Raw genomic sequence first — 19138 nt, 5'->3', positions numbered from 1 at the left:
ACCGCAGAGGATTGTCATGTCGAAGCATGCGTACGGAGAGTTCTCGAAGCGCGTGGACGAGGAAGTCGCCAAGCTCGTGGACCGCGCCAACCGGGAAGCGGCCCAGGCCGTGGACCGGGCGCTGGGCAGGACCGCCGCCCCGGGGGCGTTCGACCAGGACCACTGGCAGGCCCGGCTCGACGCGCTGATCACCGAGCACCGCATCCCCGGCGCGGTGCTGGCCGTCCTCGCCGACGGCGAGATCCACGAGATGGCGAGCGGCATCCTGCACACCCGGACCGGCGTCGAGACGACCACGGACTCGGTGTTCCAGATCGGCTCGGTCAGCAAGGGCTACACGGCCGCGATGGTGATGTGCCTCGCCGACGCCGGCAAGCTCGACCTGGACGCGCCGGTCGTGGACGTCCTCCCCGGCTTCGCCGTCGCCGACGCCGAGGCCACCCGGACCGTCACCCCGCGCCAGCTGCTCAACCACACCAGCGGGATCGAGGGCGACTACGTCAACGACACGGGCCGCGGCGACGACTGCCTGGCCCGCTACGTCGAAGCCGCCAGGAACGTCGGCCTCACCAACCCGCCCGGCGCCACCATGTCGTACTCCGGCACCGCCTACAACGTCCTCGGCCGCATCGTCGAGGTGATCACCGGCCGCACCTGGGACGAGGCGCTCAAGGAGCTGATCTGCGACCCGCTCGGACTCGAGCGGACGATGACGCTGCCCGAGGAAGTGCTGCGCTTCCGTGCCGCGATGGGACACATGGGCGACCCGGGAGAGGACCCGGTCCCCACCCCGCTGTGGAACATGCTGCCCCGCTCGGCGGGACCGTACGGCGGCATCAGCGCCACCGCCGCCGACGTGGTCCGCTTCGCCCGGCTCTTCATCGATGGAGGCAAGGCGCCGGACGGCACCCGGGTGCTCTCGGCGGCGGCCGTGGAGGCCATGCTCGCTCCCGAGGTGGAGATGCCCGACCAGTGGTTCCTCGGCGCCCACTGGGGCCTGGGCTGGGGCCTGTTCGACTGGGACGGCGTACGCGGCTTCGGCCACGACGGCAGCACCTTCGGCCAGCTCGCCTACCTGCGCGCCATCCCGGAGAAGGGCCTCGCCATAGCCCTGCTCACCAACGGCGGAGGCGCCGCCCCCAAGGTCTACGACACTCTCTGCCGCGAGCTGACCGCCGAGTTCGCCGGAGTGAGCATGCCCCGGTTCGAACCCGCCGAGAACCACCCGGCCGTCGACACCGACCCGTTCACCGGCACGTACAAGCGTGAGGGCTTCCTCATGACCATCACCGCCGGCACGACCGGCGAAGGCGTGCTCCAACTGCGCTACGAGGGAGCCGACGGACTCGCGGGCACCTTCGAACCGCTCGTCTGGCACCTCACCCCGGTCTCGGACACCCCGTCCAAGACGGTCTTCGCCGGCCGCCGCAACGACAAGGACGCCTGGATACCCGTCGTCTTCTACGCCCTGCAGGACGGCAGCCGCTACGTCCACTTCGGCGTCCGGGCCACAGCCAAGTCCGGCTGACCGACGGGGCCGGCCCGTGGCCGGCCCGCGGCCGTCCCTCTCAACCGTGAGCCACCACCCGGTAGGCTGTCCCCCGTGCCGGTGCGGGTCGTACCGACACGGGGAGACTTGCCCGAGCGGCCTAAGGGAACGGTCTTGAAAACCGTCGTGGCAGCGATGTCACCGTGGGTTCAAATCCCACAGTCTCCGCCAGCACTGCGTTGACGCAGCTCAGAAGGGGCGCTCGGACGATTCCGGGCGTCCCTTCTCGTTGGGACTGTCTCAGTCCGGCTCGCACGATCCCGACGTTGACCAGGGCGTGCGGGCCAGGGGCGGGCCAGGACCGGGGCGGGCGGCGCCCGGACTGTGCGGGTCTGCGCCAACGCCCCCGGGTGTCATGCTGCCGGGCGACGGCATCAGGCCTTCGTCGGGATGAAGGAGCTGAAGGTGCCACCGGGGGTGAGGACGATGAACATGCTGTTGGCGTTGACGGCGGCGTTGCGGTTGTCCGCGTCGAGCCGGGCCGTCACGTAGCCGTCGTAGACCACGTTCAGGGTGTAGTGGTGGTCGCCCACCTTGGTCACCTCAGCGGTGCTGCCGTCGGGCAGGGCGAAGGAGCCGGGGCCGCGGTGCTGGTTGCCGGTCCAGGAGGCGACGCGGCCACCGAAGTCGAGCACGACGAACATCCCGTTGAAGTTGCCGCCGGCGTCCTGCTTGTCGGCCTCGAGTCGGCCGGTGACATAACCGTTGGCGAGGTTCTCCAGGCGGTAGTGCTGGGGGCCCAGCTTGGTGATCACCGCGATGCTGCCGTCCACCAGCTTTTCCGCCCGCACCTCGGATGCCGCGGCGCGCTTGGAAGCCGCCCAGGCCGTCTGGGCGGTCGTCGCCCCGGGGGCGGAGTCGGACCCGGCGGCGAGGGCACTCGCGGCCGGCGCGAGAAGCGCCCCCGCCAGCACGGCGGTGGCAGCGGCACGGGCGGCGGTACGGCGGCGGAACTTCAGCATGGACATTGACGGTGGTTCCTTGTCACGAAGAGTCGAAGAGACGGGCAGGCAAGCCGCCTCCTCTCTCGTGTGGGGCCGCGAGGTCCGGCGGGCTGCAGGAATGAATCTATTGATCACGTTTGGCGGACTTGCCTGTTCCGTGTCACTGGCACGTCACAGCAACTGGAACCACCCTGTCACCACACAGCAGCCCTCAGCCTGGACCGGGACGCGCGTCGACACCGGTGGGCAGTACGCGTTCTCGGCGAGTGCGTGGTCGATGAGGGCGTGCGGGCCAGGGCCGAGACGGGGAGGCGCCGGGCCTGTGTCTCCGACCCGCCAGGGGCGCCCTCCCCCGAGCCCGGCGGGATCCCACGCCTTTCGCTCCTTACCACGGTGTCAATCCCCGGAAATGGGGATTACCGCCTCCCCTGCTTCTGGTACATGGTGAAGCCGTCATCGCTCCAGAGTGATCGCATACACGCATCCTTGGGAGAACGGATGTTCCACTTACCTCGAAGACCCACGTCGCCGGACCGCGGTCGCGCGGGCCGCCTCCTATCCGTAGTCGTCTTGTTGTTGGCCGGCCTGGTGGCTCCGGTGATCCAGCCACAGGCGTCCCATGCGGCGAGCGGCGCCCCTGCCCTTCGATCCGCCGACAGGACCGTGATGGCCTGGCGTGGGACCGGTCCGGACAACCTCATCTGGTGGTCGCAGTTCGACGGCAGTTCGTGGTCTCCGCAGCAGGCGTTGACCGACCGTCGTACCGACGCGGCACCCGCCCTTGCGCGCGGTACGAACGGGCAACTCCTCATGGCCTGGCGCGGTACCGGGGACAACCACATCTGGTGGTCGCAGTTCGATGGCACGTCTTGGTCTCCGCAGCAGGCGCTTACGGATCGTCGTACGGACCTCGCTCCGGCGCTGGGAACCGGTGCGGACGGCACCCCTGTCATGGCCTGGAAGGGCACCGGCCCGGACACTGTGATCTGGTGGTCCTACTTCGACGGCACTTCATGGTCTCCGCAGCAGCCGCTCACCGACCGCCATACCGACGCGGCTCCCGCACTGACACGTGGCACCGACGGACGGCTTCTCATGGCCTGGCGCGGTACCGGTGACAACCACATCTGGTGGTCGCAGTACACCGGGTACAGCTGGTCTCCGCAGCAGGCGCTCATGGATCGTCGTACCGATCTCGCTCCGGCGCTGGGAACCGGTGCGGACGGCACCCCTGTCATGGCCTGGAAGGGAACTGGCCCGGACACTGTGATCTGGTGGTCCTTCTTCAACGGCAGTTCGTGGTCTCCGCAGCAGGCGTTGACCGACCGTCGTACCGACGCGGCACCTGCCCTCGCGCGCGGTACGAACGGGCAACTCCTCATGGCCTGGCGCGGTACTGGAGACAACCTCATCTGGTGGTCGCAGTACACCGGATACACCTGGTCAGCCCAGCAAGCCCTCACCGACCGTCGCACCGACCTCTCACCGGCCCTGGGGCTCTGACGCACCGCGGTGCACGGGCAGCACCGGTGCCCAAGGAGGGCCCGGTGCTGTCGAAGCTCATGGACATCTCGGCTCGGCCGCTTCCGCTCCCTGCCCTGGCCGCCGGATTTTGTTGCAGTGCTCAGTGCGGGCCCGTGGCGGGGGTGCGGTCGGCGCTGGGACCAGGGCGTTCCGCTGACTCGGCCAGGGCGCGGTCGACGAGGGCGTTAGCGGTGCGCTGGGCGCCGCGCAGGATCTTCGCGTAGGAGCGTGACAGCACGGCGAAGCTGTGCCCGGCGCGGCGGGCGGCCTCCACGGGGTCCATGCCTGCCTTGATCCACTGGGAGATGGCAGCCTGGCGTAGCGAGTACGCGACCTCGGCGAGCGGAGTCTCGAAGTCTTCAGGGCTGAGCACCATCTCGCGAGCCTGACCCCACAGATCGCAGTACTCAGTCGACCGGACACGCCCGCCGCCGACCGCCCAGAAGAGCCGGCCGTCCGGAGCGGTGCCATGGACCGCGATGTGCTCGCGCACCATCCGCACGAACACCGGTGGGATGGGAATGGAGCGGACCGCATTGCGGGCCCTGTGCTTCAGGCCGCGAGCGAGGCCCGTATGCGGTCCAGCCCGCGCAGCACCTCGTCGCGGTTCTTCGCCTGCTTGATCCACGCGGGGAGGCGGCCGAAGAGCCCCATCTTGCGCCAGGGCTCGTACCAGGGGTCGTGTTCGCGCAGAGTCGCCTGGACGTACTGCCGCAACAGGTCGAGGTGTTCGGGGTTGTACGCCCACAGGTGGCCGTGCCGCGTGTTCTTCTGGAGCCAGAGGGGCTCGTGGAAGTAGGGGTCGAGCATGTCCTGGGCGCCGCCCCAGAAGAACGCGATCGGATCGCTCTTCTTCCGTTGCCGCGACAGTCCGCAGTGACGGCACACGAGCCGCCGCGGGGCGTCCATACCCGGTGAATCGTCCCGGGCGTCGCGGACGGCCGTGACCACCCCTGCCTGCCGCTCGCACTTGGGACAGCGCACGAGTATCCAGCCGGAGACGGCGAAGTGGTGCTTCCAATGTCCGGGGTCCCGGAAGCGGGCGGGGGAGGGCGTGGGCATCGCCCCAGTATGCGCGGCGCGCCGGCTCGGAGATCACGGTCCTCGACCGTGAACTCGGTGGGCTTCCAGCACCTTCGGCGCCTCTAGCGAACCCCGGTAAATCGGTGAGTCTGCTGTGATCATCGGATGTAGTGTGACAGGAGTCTTTTTTATCTGTTCCTTATGGCAAGTAGGTGCGTACATGAAGCTGGTTCGTGCGTCGGCTCTCGTCGCGGCCGTGGCGATCGCCCCGGCCGTGCTGCTCTCCTCCCCGGCGGTGGCCGCCGGTGGTGGGCAGCCCGCCGCCGTGTCGGTGGCGGACAAGGCCGGTGACGCGAAGCCGGGCGGGGGATCGAAGGGGGCCGCCGCCGCGGACGAGGAGAACCAGGTCGCCATCGCCAGGATTCTGGGCGACAAGAACTCGGGTCCCGGCGTCCGCGAGGCCGCGGGGAAGGCGCTCGACGGTACGCCCGAGGACCGGGTGCGGTTCCTCGAGGTCGGGCAGTACCAGGAGCGGCTGACCGACGACGAGGTGCGGATCTCCCAGTTCATCAACTCCGGCGGGCCCACCGTGAAGGAGCTGGGCAAGGACGCCCTGCGGGCAGGCACCGCCGAGGCCGTCAAGCACTTCTTCGACGAGCTGCCCGCCGCCCGCCGGACGGACGACCGGATCATGGTCACCCGGATCGGCGGCGCCGGTGGCCCCGCCGTCAACAAGGCGGCCTACGAGGCGCTGCGGGACAACTCCGATGAGGCCGTCAAGCACTTCCTCGAGGTCGGCCAGTTCGAGGCCCGGAAGAAGGACGAGGCCGCCGCCAAGGGCAAGGACGAGGGCAAGGGCAAGGACGGCAAGGACACGTCCGGCACCGGCCACGAGGGCGGCAAGGACGACAAGGCCGCCAAGGACGACAAGGCCGCCAAGCCCGCTCCCTCCGTCGACCAGGCGGCGAAGCAGGGCGGCGGCGCCGAGGCCGGTGCCAAGCCGTCCGCGTCGGCCCAGGGCTCCGGGGCGTCCGCCAAGAGCGGTGGCTCCGAGCTCGCCTTCACCGGCGCCGGTTCCGCCACCCCGTGGATCGTCGGCGGCACCGTCGTCGCCCTCGGCGCGGGTGCGGGCCTGGTGATCGCCGCGCGTCGGCGCGGTGCCGCCCAGCGCTGACGTTCGTACGGCTGAGTACGCGGGAGTACGCGACGGGGGCGCCCCCGGCCAAGGGGTGCTCCTGTCGCGCACTCCCGCGTATCTGTGTGGTTGCCGAGTAATGCCTGGGTAATGGCTGTGCAAAAAGTCACGGCTCATGGCTGGAACGCCCGGGTCCCCGGCCGCATCCCACAGGGCACATCCATTCGCCATGTGCCCTGTGCTGCTCGTCGGGCAGCCGACCCAGTGGAGCGACGCCATGACGCATTCGCCTTCCGGTATCCACGCGCCCCCGGGCCCCGTGCCACCGCCGCCGCGGCGCCGCGCCTCGCGGGGCAGGCGGTGGGCCGTCGTGGTGGCCTGCCTGGTCGTCCTCGGACTGATCGCCTGGCCCGTGATGGTCCACTACGAGATACCCCCCTTCACGGACAAGGGCGACCCCGTCAGCTACGGCAAGATCGAGCAGCCGGAGAAGGGGCCGGGCAAGGGGAAGGGCGGGGGAGCTCCCGCCGCGCCGGTGGACTCCAAGGTGCTGATGCCGACCGGCCCGGCCGCCGACTTCAAGAACGCGCGGACCCTGGACGACGGCACCCACGTCAGCCTCGTGACCCTGGAGGGCAAGAAGTCCGGCTTCAAGGGCAAGGTGTGGGTCTGGGCGCCCAAGGAGTACACGGACGACCCGAAGTACGCGAAGAGCGGCTTCCCCGTGATGATCGCCCTGCCCGGCGGCCCGGGCTATGGCACCAACTACTGGTGGGCGGGCTTCAACTTCCAGGAGAACATGGCCAAGTGGTACAAGGAGGGCAAGGTCAAGCCCTTCCTGCTGGCCATGCCGGTGCTGAACCCGGGCCCGGACGACAAGGGCATCTACTGGGACGGCAGTGACATCCCGGGGCAGCCGAAGATGGGCACCTGGCTGACCGAGGACGTCCCGGACCTGATGCGCGCCAACTTCCGTACGCTCAAGTCGCGGGACGGCTGGGCGTTCATGGGCTCCTCGACCGGTGGATTCGCCGGTCTGAAGGCCGTGCTGAAGCACCCGGACAAGTTCAAGGCCGTCATAGCCAACGGACCGGACGTCGTGCCCGACTCGCCGCTGTGGAACGGCCACGAGAAGGAGAAGGCCGAGAACAACCCCGAGGTGCTGGCCAAACAGCTGATCGACACCAAGGGGCCGGACGTCTACCTCTCCTTCCAGGTCGGCACGCGGGAGAGCAACAAGCACACGCTCCCCGACGTCCGGAAGTTCATCGAGACCTACGGCAAGGGCCCCGTCCACACCAACCTCAAGGTGATCGAGGGCGGCCGGCACGACGGGGCCACGTACGCCCCCAACCTCGGTGACGGCCCGCTCCAGTGGATCAGCGAGCAGATCGAGGGGCCGACGCCCTCCTCCTGAGGGCCTGAGACGTACCTGGGGGTACGTGCCTCCGCGCGTACCCCCACGACGGTCGCGTCAGCGCGCGCCCGGGCCGAAGATGATCGTGTCGACGATCGCCTCCGCCATCGCCCGCTCGCCGTTCGCGTTCGGGTGGAAGGCCGCCGCGGGCCGGCTCGCACGGGGGTAGAGGCCCTCGACGTACCGCTCCTCGAACGGCTGGCACGCGTCGTGGTCGGCCGTCGTGGTGTTGGTGTTGACGTAGAGGTCGCCCCGTTCGGTGGCCTGCCGGCGGAGCATGGCGTTGAGCCGGCGCAGCGTGCCGCGCAGGTACGGGATGTCGCCGTCGGCGATGCGCACCGATTTCCGGCAGCCCTCGATGTCGTCGCCGAGCAGCGCCGGGTAGCCGACGACGGCCACGCGCGCGTGCGGCGCGCGTTCGTGGACGGCCTTGAGGACGGCCGCGACCTTGGGTGCCGTCTCGTTGATGCGCTTGTCGAGCTCGTCGGTGCCGTTCTGCGTGAAGTAGCGCTGGCAGGGGTTGTCGCGCGGGATGCTGTCCACGGGCCCCAGCGGGTGGATGCAGCGGCCGATGATGTCGCCGAAGCCGATGTCGTTGCCGCCGATGCCGATGGTCACCAGCGAGGTGTCCGGGCTGACGGCGTCCAGTTGGGGCGCGTTGCCGGTGGCGCCCTGCCGGTTCCACATGTGGTCGGTCGTGGCGCCGCCGCAGCTGGCGTCCGTGAAGCTCGTGCGGTCCGATATGCCCAGCTCCTCGCGGACGATCGAGGGGTAGTTGGCGTCGGAGCGGCCGCACCGGAGGTTCACCTGGCGGGGGATGGACGGGCCGGAAGTGAAGGAGTCGCCGAGGGCGACGTAGCGCGGGACGCGCGGACGCGGTTCCGCCGCCGTGGCGGGCGTCGCGGCGGTGCCTGCCGCGACCGCCGCCGCGGCGCCCAGCGCGGTCAGCGCCAGGCGGAGTCTGCTGCGGGTACTGCGGGTACTGCGGGTACTGCGGGAACTGCGGGTGCTGTGGGCCATGGGAGCCTCCTACGGGCGTACGGGCCTGTGTGTACGGCTGGTGTGTACGACTGGGGGGCTGCGCCAGCCTCGGGGGTGGCACGCGGGGGCGTCAATGGACCGGCCGGTATGCCGGACACCTCTGACCGGATACCGGAGCTCCGGCGTCCGGACCGGCGGGCTTGACGGACGGCCTTCACGGACGGCCTTCACGGACGGCCTTCACGGACGGCCTTCACGGACGGCCTTCACGGACGGCCTTCACGGACGGGCGTGACGGACGTTCCGCTTCCGTCACAGAGATCACCGGGCCGTCGCGGTCGCGCATCAGGGGCGTCCGACGGTGGTCGGCGGCTTCTGGCGTGGGCAGATCAGTGCCTAATCTCCGTTCAGAGATCAACTTTCAACGGGGAGAGCACGTGTTCAAGAAGTACGCGGCGAAAGCCGGCCTCGTGGCGGGTACGGCCGCGCTGGTCGCCGGCGGGCTCGCCGGTACGGCCAACGCGGCCGAGGGCGCTCGCTACGTCGGTTCCGGGTACACCACCAGCGGATCCGCCGTCTGGTGTGTGCAGCACCAGGTCAACAGCATCGCCGCCAAGGTCGGCCGGGCGCAGGTCGCCGAGGACGGCAAGTGGGGCCCGCGGACCAAGGACCAGGTCGTCTGGTACCAGAACTGGGTGGGCGCGGACGCCGACGGGATCGTCGGGCCGACGACCGGCAACTACCTGCTGCGCTACGGCGACCAGTACTACGGGGGCCAGAGCGGCTACTGCGCCGGCCTGATCCCGAGCGACTCGCGCCTCGGCGGCATGTACGTCTCCACCCGTCTCGACTGACAGCGGGGGGCACGGCCGTTGGGGCGGCCGTCATGACGCCTTCCGCCGCACCGGCGTGAGCAGCGTCAGGTGGGTACCGGACCGCTGGGGGCGGCCCGGACGGTGGGCGGAAGCGGTGCGGTGGACGACAGGGGCGGCTCCGGCGGGCCGCCAGTGGTCGCCGCACCGCTTCGCCGCGTACATGGCCTCGTCGGCGGCGCGCAGCAGGTCCGACAGGCCGCCGCCGGGCCGGTGGGCGGGGCGGCACAGCCCGATGGAGGCCCGTGGCGCCAGCGTCACCCGGCCCGTGTCGAGCGGGGCCGAGAGCCGGGCGGAGAGACAGGTCATCTCCGCGTCCGCGTCGGCCTCCGGCGCGAGCCGCACCAGCGCGGTGAACTCGTCGCCGCCCAGCCGCGCGGCGAAGCCGCCGCGCTCCCGGCACCAGACGGCGAGCCGCCGTCCGACGGCCGCGATGACCTGATCCCCCGCCTCGTGCCCGTGGGTGTCGTTGATCTGCTTGAAGCCGTTGAGGTCGAGCAGCAGCACGGCCGTGTGCGGATGCCGGAAGGCCCGGCCGGCGCGGGCGGTGAACTCCTCGCGGCGCATCAGTCCGGTGAGCCGGTCCGTACGGGCGCTGTGGAGCCGGCGGGAGAGGAAGAGCGCGTGGGCGGCCCACCCGACGGTCGGGGCGGCGACGGGCAGGGCCTGGAGTATGAGGTTCATCGTGCACCTTCCTGTGAGACGGGTTGACGTGCGCGACTTGCGTTTCTGCTGCGGCTGTTGAGGATTCGTGAGCTCTGCGCTTAGCGCGCTTCACGCACTTCGCGCGACTCACGCGACGACTCATGCGACTCATGCGCTTCCTGTGCCATATGCGTCTTGTGCATCCCGTGCGTCCTGTGTGTGGTGCGTGCTTGATGAGTGCGGTGAGCCGTAAGGGAGTTCACGAGTTGTACCGGCCGGAGCCGGAGGGCTTCACCCGGTGAAGACGCCTGTCACTGTGTCGACTTATGGGCAATTCGGGGGAGATTCACAGTGACTTGACGAAACGGTTCACCACATGGGGCGCATGGGACTTAAGGGGATCGAGATGGCGTGGATGCGACGCTTTTCGCAATGATGTGGGTTTAAGTCGGACTCGTCATGCTTGCGAGGGAATGCGGACAGACTGGGGGTTCGGTGGAGATTCGGTGGGCAATTCTGGCGGTGCGACGTCGAACAAGCGCCGAGGCGGTCGGCCAACCTCCCGGCAACATCGAGTAGTTCTGTTCCTTCAGGAGGAATCGAAATGGCAAGCACCCGCACTGCCGCCCGCATCTTCGCCGCTCTCACGGCCCTGCCGATGGCGGCCCTCCTCTTCGCCGGCGTGGCCACGGCCGACGACGGTGGCCAGCTCGCCAACAGGGGCTCCAACGTCGCCGCCGCCGGCATCGTGGGCAGCGGCGTCGGCGGAAGTAACCACGGCAACAGCACCACGACCCTGTCGCAGGCCACCGGAACCGGAGCCACGAATCAGACCAACACCGCGAGCATCCTCAGTCCCGGACAGCACGGCCACAACTTCATCCAGCAGGAGAACGTGAGGATCACCTTCACGGAGCTGTGGCGCCACTGAGCGCCCGCCTCCCACCCGGGTGACACGGGTGATGTGGCGAGAGAAACGGACTGGGTCTGTACGACACCGCGCGGCGGCACTCCGGTGCCGCCGCGCGGCTTTTCCGTATGCCTTGACAGCGCCCTTCATCTGACGGACAGTCAGAAACTATGACCGTGGCCGACCTGTCCGCGCAGCTCACGGCGTACGAGGGGCGCCCCGCCGTCCTGGGAGGGCGGGGCAGGGACCCCGTCGATGCCGCGATGATCAGACACTGGTGCGAGGCCATGGGGGTCCAGGAGCCGGGTGCCGGGCCGGGTGCCGAATCGGGTGCCGAGCCACAGCGGCAGGACGTGGCGCCGCCCGCCATGCTCCAGGTCTGGATCATGGGCGGGCTCTCCGGCACCGTCGGACGCGCCACGGCGTACGAGGAGCTCGTCGCCCTGCTCGACCGCGCCGGCTGCACCGCCGTCGTCGCGACCGACTGCGAGCAGGAGTACCTACGGCCGCTACGGACCGGCGACGAGATCACCTTCGACGCGGTGATCGAGTCGGTCTCCCCCCGAAAGACCACAGCACTCGGCACCGGTCACTTCATCACCACCCGCACCGAGATCCGCGCCAACGGCGAGCTCGTGGGAATCCACCGCTTCCGCGTCTTGCGGTACGCGCCGGCCCGGGCCGGGGCTGCCGCCGCCCCCGCCCCCGCCCTTTCGCCCGCCGAGCGTCCCCGCCCCGTGATCAATCGCGACAACGCCGGGTTCTGGGAGGGCGTCGCCGGGCACCGGCTGCTCATCCAGCGCTGCACGGCCTGTGGAAGACAGCGTTTTCCCTGGCTGCCGGGGTGTGGCGAGTGCGGATCCCCGCTGTGGGAAGCCGTCGAGGCGGCGGGGGAGGGGGTCGTCTTCTCGTACGTCGTCATGCATCACCCACCCGTGCCGGGCTTCGGCGCGCCGTTCGCCGTCGGGCTGATCGAACTCGTCGAAGGCGTACGGATGATCAGCAATGTGGTGGGCGTCGAACCGGGCCGGATCCGGATCGGGATGCCGGTGACGCTGGAGTTCGTCCGGTACGGGGGGCGGTCCGGTGGTCCGTCCAGGGGTCCGTCCGGGGGTCCGTCCGGGGGCCAGGAGCTGCCCGTCTTCCGGGCGTACGAGGAGGGGCTGTGAAGCCCGGCGACCGGGACGGGCTGAAACCCGGCGACGAACTCCCCGTCCTCAGCGTCCCCGTCACCCGCACCCTGATCATCGCCGGGGCCCTCGCCACCAGGGACTTCACGGATGTGCACCACGACCCCGAGGCGGCCCGGGCCAAGGGCGCCCCGGACGTCTTCATGAACATCCTCACCACCCAGGGCCTCGTCAGCCGCTTCCTCACCGAGCGGCTCGGCCCCGGCGCCCGGCTCCGGAAGCTGTCCATCCGGCTCGGGGTGCCCAACTACCCGGGCGACACCCTTCACTTCACCGGATCGATCACGTCCGTAAGTGAACCCTTAAGTGAATCCGCAAGTGAAGCAAGTGAAGGCGAATGTGTTGTCGAAGTCGCCATCACGGGCACCAACAGCCTCGGCCGTCACGTCACCGGCACGGCGCTTGTGAACATCACTTCCGAACCGTCCGAGGAGGCCGGAGCATGACCGCCCTCGCCGCGATCGCCGGCATCGGCGCCACCCCCTTCACCAAGGACTCCGGCCGCAGTGAACTCGCCCTGGCCGCCGAGGCCGTACGGGCCGCCCTCGCGGACGCGGGCCTCGCGCCCGGCGACGTCGACGGCATGGTCACCTTCACCATGGACACCAGCCCCGAGATCGCGGTCGCCCGGGCCACCGGCATCGGCGAGCTGGCCTTCTTCTCCCGGGTCCACTACGGCGGCGGCGCGGCCTGCGCCACCGTCCAGCAGGCGGCCCTCGCGGTGACGGCGGGGGTCGCCGACGTCGTCGTCTGCTACCGGGCCTTCAACGAGCGCTCCGGACGGCGCTTCGGCGCCGGAGTGCGGCAGCGGGAGCCCTCCGCCGAGGGCGTGGCGCTGGGCTGGGGCCTGCCCTTCGGACTGATCACGCCCGCCTCCTGGGCGGCGATGCACGCCCGTCGTTATCTCCATATGTACGGTCTGACGACGGAGGTTTTCGGCCATGTCGCCGTCACCGACCGGCGTCACGCGGCTCGCAACCCCGCCGCGTACTTCCACGGCCGTCCCCTCACGCTCGCCGAGCACGCCGCCTCGCGCTGGATCGCCGAGCCGCTGCGGCTGCTGGACTGCTGCCAGGAGACCGACGGCGGCCAGGCGCTCGTCGTGACCTCCCTGGAGAGGGCCCGGGCGCTCCGCCGCCCGCCCGTCGTCATCGCCGCCGCCGCGCAGGGCGCGGCGCGCGGCCAGGAGCAGATGACGGGCTTCTACGAGGGCGATCTCGGCGGGCTGCCCGAGACGGGCGTCGTGGCGCGCCGGCTGTGGCGGGACAGCGGGCTGCGCCCGGCGGACATCGACGTGGCCGTCCTCTACGACCACTTCACTCCCTACGTCCTCATGCAGCTGGAGGAGTTCGGCTTCTGCGGGCCCGGCGAAGGGGGCGGGCTCGTGGCCTCCGGAACGTTGCCGATCAACACCCACGGGGGCCAGTTGGGCGAGGCGTATCTCCACGGGGTGAACGGGATCGCCGAGGCCGTGCGCCAGGTGCGCGGCACGTCCGTGAACCAGGTGCCGGGGGCCGGACGGGTGCTCGTCACCGCCGGAAGCGGTGTTCCCACGTCGGGGCTCATTCTTGCGGCATCCGGATGAACCGAGGGCGTGTCACCGCCGGGGCGTCGCGTCCGGGCCCCTTGACTCGCGGTTATGCCACGACCGAGAAAGATCATCGGATATCTCGTCGCCCTGATGGCGGCGCTGGCCCAGGTGGCCGCCCAGGCCGTGCCGGTCACGGCCGCCCCGGGCGAACGGCCCTCCGTCTACCGGGGCCGGGGCTTCGACAGCTGCCAGGCACCCCCGCTGACCACCCTCAACGCCTGGGGGGCGGCCACGTCGTACGGGGCCGTCGGCGTCTACTACGCCGGTCGCGGCCGGGCCTGCCCCCACCAGCGCTACCTCAGCCACCGCTGGCTCACCGGCGCCCGCGACCTGGGCTGGCGGGTGCTGCCCGTGTACGTCGGCTCGCAGTCACCCTGTGTGCGCGCGGCCTCCAAGCGGGGCAACCCCATCGGCTACTACCCCTGGGACCAGGGCGAGGAGGAGGGCCTGGACGCCGTCCGCAGCGCCGATGACCTGGGCATCGCCGTCGGCAGCCCGCTCTACCTGGACATGGAGGCGTACGACTACGGCGACGAGGAGTGCGGCGGCACCACCCTCGACTTCATCCGCTCCTGGAGCGGCACGGTCTCCCGTCACGGCTACATGCCCGGCTTCTACAGCAGCGCCGAGTCCGGGGTGCGGCACATGGAGCTGGCCCGGCGGGACGGGCTGGGCGACCTGCCGGAGGTGGTGTGGTTCGCCCGCTGGAAGGTTCCCGCCTCGACGGACAGCGAGCGCGTGCTGGCGTCGGGCTCCTGGCAGCCGCACCGGCGGATCCACCAGTACGCCGGTAATGTCACGGAAACGCACGGTGGCCGGAAACTGACCATCGACCGCAACGCCATCGACGCCCCCGTGGCGATCATTCGCTGAGATATACGGAAGCCTCTCGCCTCTCCCCCTCCAGGAGGTGGGGACAGCCCCACGCATACGACCTGAGGGGGATCGGGCTTCGGCACCTCCGGCCGATCCGCCGGTGGTGCCCCCGCTCCTAGCGTTGAGGGCATGACAGTGACCTCGACGTCCGTGTGCACCAGCGCTTCCACCGCGTCCGTGTACCCGTCGTTCTCTTCGTACGTACGGGCCCGAGGACAGGTACTCCAGCGCACCGCCCGTTCGCTGACCTCGAACCCGTGCGACGCCGAGGATCTGCTGCAGACGGCCCTCACCAAGACCTATCTGGCCTGGGACCGCATCGAGGACCACCGGGCCCTCGACGGCTACGTCCGCCGGGCGCTGGTGAACACCCGCACCTCCCAGTGGCGCAAGCGCAAGGTCGACGAGTTCCCCTGCGAGGAGCTCCCCGAGCGCGATTCGGCGCCCGTCGCCGACCCCGCCGAGCAGCAGGCCCTGCGCGACGCGATGTGGCGCGCGGTGCACCGGCTGCCGGACCGGCAGCGGGCCATGGTCGTCCTCAGGTATTACGAGGACATGACCGAGGTCCAGACCGCGGAGCTTCTCGGAGTGTCCGTCGGCACGGTCAAGAGCGCGGTGTCGCGTGCGCTCGGGAAGCTGCGGGAGGATCCGGAGCTCGCGCACGCGGCGTAGTCGCCGCGTTCTACGCGCGTCCGCGCATGCTGGCGATCAGCGCGCGGAAGCGGGGTGGGGTTGTGGTGACGACCACGGTCGGGGTGTCGCTTTCGCGGATGGCGATCGTGTGGGGGTGGGTGGATATCTCGACGCATTGCTCGCCGCCACCGGAGCGGGAGGACTTCTGCCATGGGACGGCGGATATCTCGATGCACTGTTCGCCGCCTCCGCCCGAGTAGGAGGACTTCTGCCATGCGATGTCAGATCTCATGATCGCTTCTCTCACAGTTCCTGCGCGATCTTGCCGATGAACGTGCGGGAATCGGCCGGACCGAGTGACGCTTGCTTCGCGGCGTCGAGGAGCATCCGGTACTTCTCGCGGTCCGCGACCGCGTCCAGGTAGCGGCCCCCGAAGGGCGTATCGAGCTGCACGGTGTCCAACTGCGGGACGACACCACCTGCATACAGCACGGTCTGGGTGACTTCAATGAAGTCCTCATGTGCGAAGGGAATGACCCGCAGGCTGGCGTACGGCCGCTCGGACATCTCCATGAGGTGGCCAAGCTGTTCACGTGCCACTTTCCGGCCGCCGACGCGCATCCGCAAGGCGGCTTCATGGACAAAGGCTTCGAACCGTGGTGGGTTCTCGCGCTCAAAGATGGCTCGCCGTTTCAGACGCTGCTCCACGCGCGCTTCCACCTCGCCGTCCGGCAGCTTGGGGAGCACGCCGGCGAACAAGGCACGTGCGTAGTCCTCGGTCTGGAGGGCACCGGGAAAGTTCACAGGCTGCAGACAGCGGATGTACGCCGCATGGTGCTCCAGCTCCGCGATGTCCAGGAAACCGGGAGGAAGGATGTCGCGGTACGCGTCCCACCACCCCTGACCGCGATGCTCACGGCTGATCACGCACAAGGCGTCGATGAGGGCGCTGTCATCGCATGAGTAGAAGGCCGCGAGCCGGCGGATCCGTTCCTCGCTGACGCCTCGCCGCCCGGCCTCGATCATGCTGATCTTGGCCTGATCCGTCCCGACCGACTCGGCGGCCTCACGGGCGGTCTTGCGTGCGGCTTCGCGAAGCTTCCGCAGTTCGGCGCCCAGGCGGGCCTGTCGAACCGTTGGTCTGTCCCTCGGTGGCATTCCACCATCCTCATGCGACTCGGAGCCTGCCGTGCAGGTGTCCGACGGGTCCACTCGATCGCGTGAACCTTCGAGGGAACCTTCTCCCGGGGTATGTATGCCCCCGTAGTGTCCGACGCGTCGCGCGCCAGGCCGGGAAGATCCGAAGTGCAGTCGGCGGGCCGCCAGTTGGGGCGAGCTCGACGGCCGGGCCACGGACGGCGACCGCGTGCAGGTCAACGACGACCGCGTTGGGAGACCAAGCCATGACATCGGCAACGCTAGACAGCCAACTCCGCACCGCCACCTACCACCTGTCCGCCCCGGCGGACGCCACCACCCCCAGACTGGCCCGGAAGTTCGTGACCGGCGCGCTCGAAGCGACCCGTCACCCCGACCTCATCGAGAGTGCCCTCGTCTGCGTCTCCGACGTCGTGACGAACGTCGTCCAGCACGCCCGCGTGAACGGCCTCTCCGTGGACGTGACCGCCTACGACCGGCACGTCGTCATCGCCGTGTGCGACGCCAACGCCGCGCGGCGGCCCTACCGGCGGCAGGCCGCCGACGCCGACGACGAGCATGGCCGGGGGCTCATGCTCGTGGAAGCCCTCTCCCACGCCTCCGGCGTTTCCCTCGTCTGGGACGCCCTGAACGTGATCGGCAAGAGCGTCTGGTTCGAGCTGCGCGAGGGCGGGGGCCTAGGCGAAGACGAGGGCGGCGACGAACAGCACGACGAGAATGGCGATCGTCTCCCACCGGGCCGCGCGCCCGAGCGTGCTCAGCGATACGGGTTTCCCGGACCGCGAGGTCGCTGACGGGTTCGGGTTGTAGTCATCGGACGTGGAGTCGCTCATTCCGCCATGCTAGCCGCGCCGCAAACCGGTGCCCCCGGACACAAACGCGCCAGGGGCGCCGGGCGGCGGCGTCGCGTCAGCCGAGCGTTGTGACGATCAGCTCGCCGTCCGCGTACTGCTTGCGCAGCACCTTCTTGTCGAACTTCCCCACCGACGTCTTCGGCACCGACTGGAGCAGCGCCCAGCGCTCGGGCAGCTGCCAGCGGGCGACGCGCTCGCCGAGGAAGGCGCGCAGGCCCTCGTAGTCGACGGCCGCGCCGTCGCGCAGGACGACGGCGGCCAGCGGGCGCTCGCCCCACTTCTCGTCGGGGACGGCCACGACGGCCGCCTCCGCGATCTCGGGGTGGGCCATCAGGTGGTTCTCCAGCTCGACCGAGGAGATCCACTCGCCACCGGACTTGATCACGTCCTTGGCCCGGTCGGTGAGGTTGAGGAAGCCGTCCGGGGTGATCGTGCCGACGTCGCCCGTGCGCAGCCAGCCGTCGGGGCTGAACTTGTCCTCGGGGCGGTACGGTTCGCCGTCCGCGCCCCCGTGGTAGGCGCCCGCGATCCACGGGCCGCGTACCTCCAGCTCACCGGCCGACTCGCCGTCCCACGGCAGTTCCTCGCCGCCGGGGCCGATCAGCCGGGCCTCGACGGACGCGGGCATCCGGCCCTGGGTGACGCGGTACGGCCACGCCGCCTCGGCGTCCAGCCCGGCGGGCGGGAAGGCGACCGAGCCCAGCGGGGAGGTCTCGGTCATGCCCCACGCCTGAACGAGCGTCAGGCCGTGCCGCTCCTCGAACGCCTTCATCAGCGAGGGCGGGCAGGCGCTGCCGCCGCTGATCACGGTGCGCAGGGAGGAGATGTCGCGGGGGCGGGCGTCGAGTTCGCCCAGCAGGCCCTGCCAGATGGTCGGGACGCCGGCCGACACGGTCGGGCGCTCCTTCTCGATCATCTCGGCGAGCGGCGCGGGCTGGAGGAAACGGTCGGGCATCAGCAGCGAGGTGCCGGCCATGAACGCGGCGTGGGGCAGGCCCCAGGCGTTGACGTGGAACATCGGCACGACGGGGAGGCAGGTCTCGGCCGGGGTCAGCCCGAAGGAGGCCGCGGCGTTGACCTCCATGGCGTGGAGGTAGACCGAACGGTGGCTGTACACCACGCCCTTGGGCTCGCCGGTGGTGCCGGAGGTGTAGCAGAGGGCGGCGGCCTGGCGCTCGTCGATCTCGGGCCAGGGGTAGTGGTCGCCGGGCTGCCCGGCGATGAGCTCCTCGTAGAGGTGGACGCGGGGCTTCACGCCCTCCAGGACGGAGCGGTCGCCGGGGCCGGAGACGATCACGTGCTCGACGCTGTCGAGGTGCGGGAGGAGGGGGGCGAGCAGCGGCAGCAGGGAGCCGTTGACGATCACGACGCGGTCGGCGGCGTGCCGCACGATCCAGGCGAGCTGCTCGGGGGGCAGCCGCAGATTGAGGGTGTGGAGCACGGCGCCCATGGAGGGGATCGCGAGGTACGCCTCGACGTGGTCGGCGTTGTTCCACATCAGCGTCGCGACGGGATCCCCCTCGGCGACGCCGAGGGCGCGCAGGGCGTGCGCGAGCCGGATGGCACGGGTCCCGATCTCGGCGAAGGTGCGCCGCTCTGGCTCGCCTTCTCCCGTCCACGTCGTGACGCGGGCGCTGCCGTGGATCCGCGCCCCGTGGGCCAGGATCCGGGTAACGGTCAGCGGTACGTCCTGCATCGTGCTCTGCACGGGAGCCTCCCCATTCTGCGCGCGCGTCGTTACGCGAGGGTCGTTCCCGGCGATTCTGCTGGCGTACCCGCCGGTAAGTCACTACCCGGAGGAAACGAGTCCGCCACATTGGGCACGCGGATGTCCTT

General features: G+C 70.1%; 20 protein-coding genes and 1 tRNA gene. 13 read left to right on the top strand and 8 right to left on the bottom strand.

All coding sequences use genetic code 11. The features are described 5' to 3' along the window. The first annotated feature begins 16 nt into the window (after positions 1 to 16). On the top strand, positions 17 to 1528 hold the full coding sequence (locus tag ACFYZR_RS07615; RefSeq protein WP_391906492.1) for a serine hydrolase domain-containing protein: 1512 nt from the start codon (positions 17 to 19) through the stop codon (positions 1526 to 1528). 102 nt (positions 1529 to 1630) lie between these two features. Beyond that, positions 1631 to 1720: transfer RNA gene (locus tag ACFYZR_RS07610), tRNA-Ser, on the top strand. Positions 1721 to 1923: 203 nt separating this feature from the next. Here ACFYZR_RS07610 and ACFYZR_RS07605 read toward each other — a convergent pair. Continuing rightward, complete coding sequence (locus tag ACFYZR_RS07605) at positions 1924 to 2517, bottom strand: hypothetical protein (protein WP_391906489.1); 594 nt, start codon at positions 2515 to 2517, stop codon at positions 1924 to 1926. A gap of 552 nt (positions 2518 to 3069) precedes the next feature. On the opposite strand from ACFYZR_RS07605, the gene ACFYZR_RS07600 reads away from it, so the two are divergent. Then, positions 3070 to 3996 carry a hypothetical protein gene (locus tag ACFYZR_RS07600; RefSeq protein ID WP_391906487.1) on the top strand — a complete coding sequence of 309 codons (927 nt, stop codon included), beginning with the start codon at positions 3070 to 3072 and terminating at the stop codon, positions 3994 to 3996. A 121-nt stretch (positions 3997 to 4117) separates the two neighbouring features. Here the strand turns inward: ACFYZR_RS07600 and ACFYZR_RS07595 are convergent, their stop codons facing one another. Both ACFYZR_RS07595 and ACFYZR_RS07590 read right to left on the bottom strand, forming a co-directional pair. Beyond that, positions 4118 to 4525, bottom strand: a complete 408-nt coding sequence (locus ACFYZR_RS07595; protein ID WP_391906484.1) for a hypothetical protein — start codon at positions 4523 to 4525, stop codon at positions 4118 to 4120. 44 nt (positions 4526 to 4569) lie between these two features. Further along, positions 4570 to 4926: a hypothetical protein gene (locus ACFYZR_RS07590; RefSeq protein ID WP_391906481.1), complete on the bottom strand. Its 357-nt coding sequence runs from the start codon at positions 4924 to 4926 to the stop codon at positions 4570 to 4572. A gap of 334 nt (positions 4927 to 5260) precedes the next feature. On the opposite strand from ACFYZR_RS07590, the gene ACFYZR_RS07585 reads away from it, so the two are divergent. Further along, positions 5261 to 6214 carry an LAETG motif-containing sortase-dependent surface protein gene (locus ACFYZR_RS07585; protein ID WP_391906478.1) on the top strand — a complete coding sequence of 318 codons (954 nt, stop codon included), beginning with the start codon at positions 5261 to 5263 and terminating at the stop codon, positions 6212 to 6214. Positions 6215 to 6452: 238 nt separating this feature from the next. Continuing rightward, entirely contained in the window at positions 6453 to 7592 is a 1140-nt protein-coding gene (locus ACFYZR_RS07580; RefSeq protein WP_391906475.1) for an alpha/beta hydrolase, read from the top strand. Between the two features lie 57 nt (positions 7593 to 7649). Here ACFYZR_RS07580 and ACFYZR_RS07575 read toward each other — a convergent pair whose 3' ends face one another. Further along, positions 7650 to 8612 carry an SGNH/GDSL hydrolase family protein gene (locus ACFYZR_RS07575; RefSeq protein WP_391906473.1) on the bottom strand — a complete coding sequence of 321 codons (963 nt, stop codon included), beginning with the start codon at positions 8610 to 8612 and terminating at the stop codon, positions 7650 to 7652. A gap of 398 nt (positions 8613 to 9010) precedes the next feature. Here ACFYZR_RS07575 and ACFYZR_RS07570 point away from each other — a divergent pair, with 398 nt between their 5' ends. Beyond that, a complete protein-coding gene (locus ACFYZR_RS07570; RefSeq protein ID WP_391906470.1) occupies positions 9011 to 9427 on the top strand; it encodes a peptidoglycan-binding protein in 417 nt (138 codons plus the stop codon). A gap of 30 nt (positions 9428 to 9457) precedes the next feature. Here ACFYZR_RS07570 and ACFYZR_RS07565 read toward each other — a convergent pair whose 3' ends face one another. Continuing rightward, a complete protein-coding gene (locus ACFYZR_RS07565) occupies positions 9458 to 10129 on the bottom strand; it encodes a GGDEF domain-containing protein (protein ID WP_391906467.1) in 672 nt (223 codons plus the stop codon). 565 nt (positions 10130 to 10694) lie between these two features. On the opposite strand from ACFYZR_RS07565, the gene ACFYZR_RS07560 reads away from it, so the two are divergent. The 6 genes from ACFYZR_RS07560 (at position 10695) to ACFYZR_RS07535 (ending at position 15329) form a co-directional block, all read left to right on the top strand. Beyond that, on the top strand, positions 10695 to 11021 hold the full coding sequence (locus ACFYZR_RS07560; protein WP_391906464.1) for a hypothetical protein: 327 nt from the start codon (positions 10695 to 10697) through the stop codon (positions 11019 to 11021). A 149-nt stretch (positions 11022 to 11170) separates the two neighbouring features. Further along, positions 11171 to 12169 carry a bifunctional MaoC family dehydratase N-terminal/OB-fold nucleic acid binding domain-containing protein gene (locus ACFYZR_RS07555; protein ID WP_391906461.1) on the top strand — a complete coding sequence of 333 codons (999 nt, stop codon included), beginning with the start codon at positions 11171 to 11173 and terminating at the stop codon, positions 12167 to 12169. Beyond that, positions 12166 to 12636, top strand: coding sequence for a MaoC family dehydratase (locus ACFYZR_RS07550; RefSeq protein ID WP_391906458.1), 471 nt, complete (start codon positions 12166 to 12168; stop codon positions 12634 to 12636). The genes ACFYZR_RS07555 and ACFYZR_RS07550 overlap by 4 nt, the downstream gene beginning before the upstream one ends. Continuing rightward, positions 12633 to 13775: a lipid-transfer protein gene (locus tag ACFYZR_RS07545; RefSeq protein WP_391906456.1), complete on the top strand. Its 1143-nt coding sequence runs from the start codon at positions 12633 to 12635 to the stop codon at positions 13773 to 13775. The genes ACFYZR_RS07550 and ACFYZR_RS07545 overlap by 4 nt, the downstream gene beginning before the upstream one ends. 54 nt (positions 13776 to 13829) lie before the next feature. After that, the gene (locus ACFYZR_RS07540; protein WP_391906453.1) at positions 13830 to 14654 is read left to right on the top strand and encodes a DUF1906 domain-containing protein; all 825 of its coding nucleotides are present in this window, start codon (positions 13830 to 13832) and stop codon (positions 14652 to 14654) included. 132 nt (positions 14655 to 14786) lie between these two features. Further along, entirely contained in the window at positions 14787 to 15329 is a 543-nt protein-coding gene (locus ACFYZR_RS07535; RefSeq protein WP_391906450.1) for a SigE family RNA polymerase sigma factor, read from the top strand. 10 nt (positions 15330 to 15339) lie between these two features. Here the strand turns inward: ACFYZR_RS07535 and ACFYZR_RS07530 are convergent, their stop codons facing one another. Then, entirely contained in the window at positions 15340 to 15582 is a 243-nt protein-coding gene (locus ACFYZR_RS07530) for a DUF397 domain-containing protein (RefSeq protein WP_391906447.1), read from the bottom strand. 11 nt (positions 15583 to 15593) lie between these two features. Further along, positions 15594 to 16448, bottom strand: coding sequence for a helix-turn-helix domain-containing protein (locus tag ACFYZR_RS07525; protein WP_391906444.1), 855 nt, complete (start codon positions 16446 to 16448; stop codon positions 15594 to 15596). A 245-nt stretch (positions 16449 to 16693) separates the two neighbouring features. Here ACFYZR_RS07525 and ACFYZR_RS07520 point away from each other — a divergent pair, with 245 nt between their 5' ends. Next, on the top strand, positions 16694 to 17242 hold the full coding sequence (locus tag ACFYZR_RS07520) for an ATP-binding protein (RefSeq protein WP_358215923.1): 549 nt from the start codon (positions 16694 to 16696) through the stop codon (positions 17240 to 17242). 115 nt (positions 17243 to 17357) lie between these two features. On the opposite strand, the gene ACFYZR_RS07515 is transcribed toward ACFYZR_RS07520, so the two are convergent. Further along, on the bottom strand, positions 17358 to 19010 hold the full coding sequence (locus tag ACFYZR_RS07515) for a long-chain fatty acid--CoA ligase (protein WP_391906441.1): 1653 nt from the start codon (positions 19008 to 19010) through the stop codon (positions 17358 to 17360). Positions 19011 to 19138: the final 128 nt, after the last annotated feature.

The sequence above is a fragment of the Streptomyces sp. NPDC001678 genome, from assembly GCF_042892945.1.
GTDB lineage: Bacteria > Actinomycetota > Actinomycetes > Streptomycetales > Streptomycetaceae > Streptomyces.
Note: the sequence above shows the minus strand (reverse complement) of the source record. Positions and strands in the feature narration are given on the sequence as shown.

Bases quoted from the DNA above. Each gene is read 5' to 3' on its own strand.
- ACFYZR_RS07615 (WP_391906492.1), top strand. From the start codon at position 17: ATGTCGAAGCATGCGTACGGAGAGTTCTCGAAGCGCGTGGACGAGGAA.
- ACFYZR_RS07605 (WP_391906489.1), bottom strand. From the start codon at position 2,517: ATGTCCATGCTGAAGTTCCGCCGCCGTACCGCCGCCCGTGCCGCTGCC.
- ACFYZR_RS07590 (WP_391906481.1), bottom strand. From the start codon at position 4,926: ATGGACGCCCCGCGGCGGCTCGTGTGCCGTCACTGCGGACTGTCGCGG.
- ACFYZR_RS07585 (WP_391906478.1), top strand. From the start codon at position 5,261: ATGAAGCTGGTTCGTGCGTCGGCTCTCGTCGCGGCCGTGGCGATCGCC.
- ACFYZR_RS07580 (WP_391906475.1), top strand. From the start codon at position 6,453: ATGACGCATTCGCCTTCCGGTATCCACGCGCCCCCGGGCCCCGTGCCA.
- ACFYZR_RS07575 (WP_391906473.1), bottom strand. From the start codon at position 8,612: ATGGCCCACAGCACCCGCAGTTCCCGCAGTACCCGCAGTACCCGCAGT.
- ACFYZR_RS07565 (WP_391906467.1), bottom strand. From the start codon at position 10,129: ATGAACCTCATACTCCAGGCCCTGCCCGTCGCCGCCCCGACCGTCGGG.
- ACFYZR_RS07560 (WP_391906464.1), top strand. From the start codon at position 10,695: ATGGCAAGCACCCGCACTGCCGCCCGCATCTTCGCCGCTCTCACGGCC.
- ACFYZR_RS07555 (WP_391906461.1), top strand. From the start codon at position 11,171: ATGACCGTGGCCGACCTGTCCGCGCAGCTCACGGCGTACGAGGGGCGC.
- ACFYZR_RS07545 (WP_391906456.1), top strand. From the start codon at position 12,633: ATGACCGCCCTCGCCGCGATCGCCGGCATCGGCGCCACCCCCTTCACC.
- ACFYZR_RS07540 (WP_391906453.1), top strand. From the start codon at position 13,830: ATGCCACGACCGAGAAAGATCATCGGATATCTCGTCGCCCTGATGGCG.
- ACFYZR_RS07535 (WP_391906450.1), top strand. From the start codon at position 14,787: ATGACAGTGACCTCGACGTCCGTGTGCACCAGCGCTTCCACCGCGTCC.
- ACFYZR_RS07530 (WP_391906447.1), bottom strand. From the start codon at position 15,582: ATGAGATCTGACATCGCATGGCAGAAGTCCTCCTACTCGGGCGGAGGC.
- ACFYZR_RS07525 (WP_391906444.1), bottom strand. From the start codon at position 16,448: ATGCCACCGAGGGACAGACCAACGGTTCGACAGGCCCGCCTGGGCGCC.
- ACFYZR_RS07520 (WP_358215923.1), top strand. From the start codon at position 16,694: ATGACATCGGCAACGCTAGACAGCCAACTCCGCACCGCCACCTACCAC.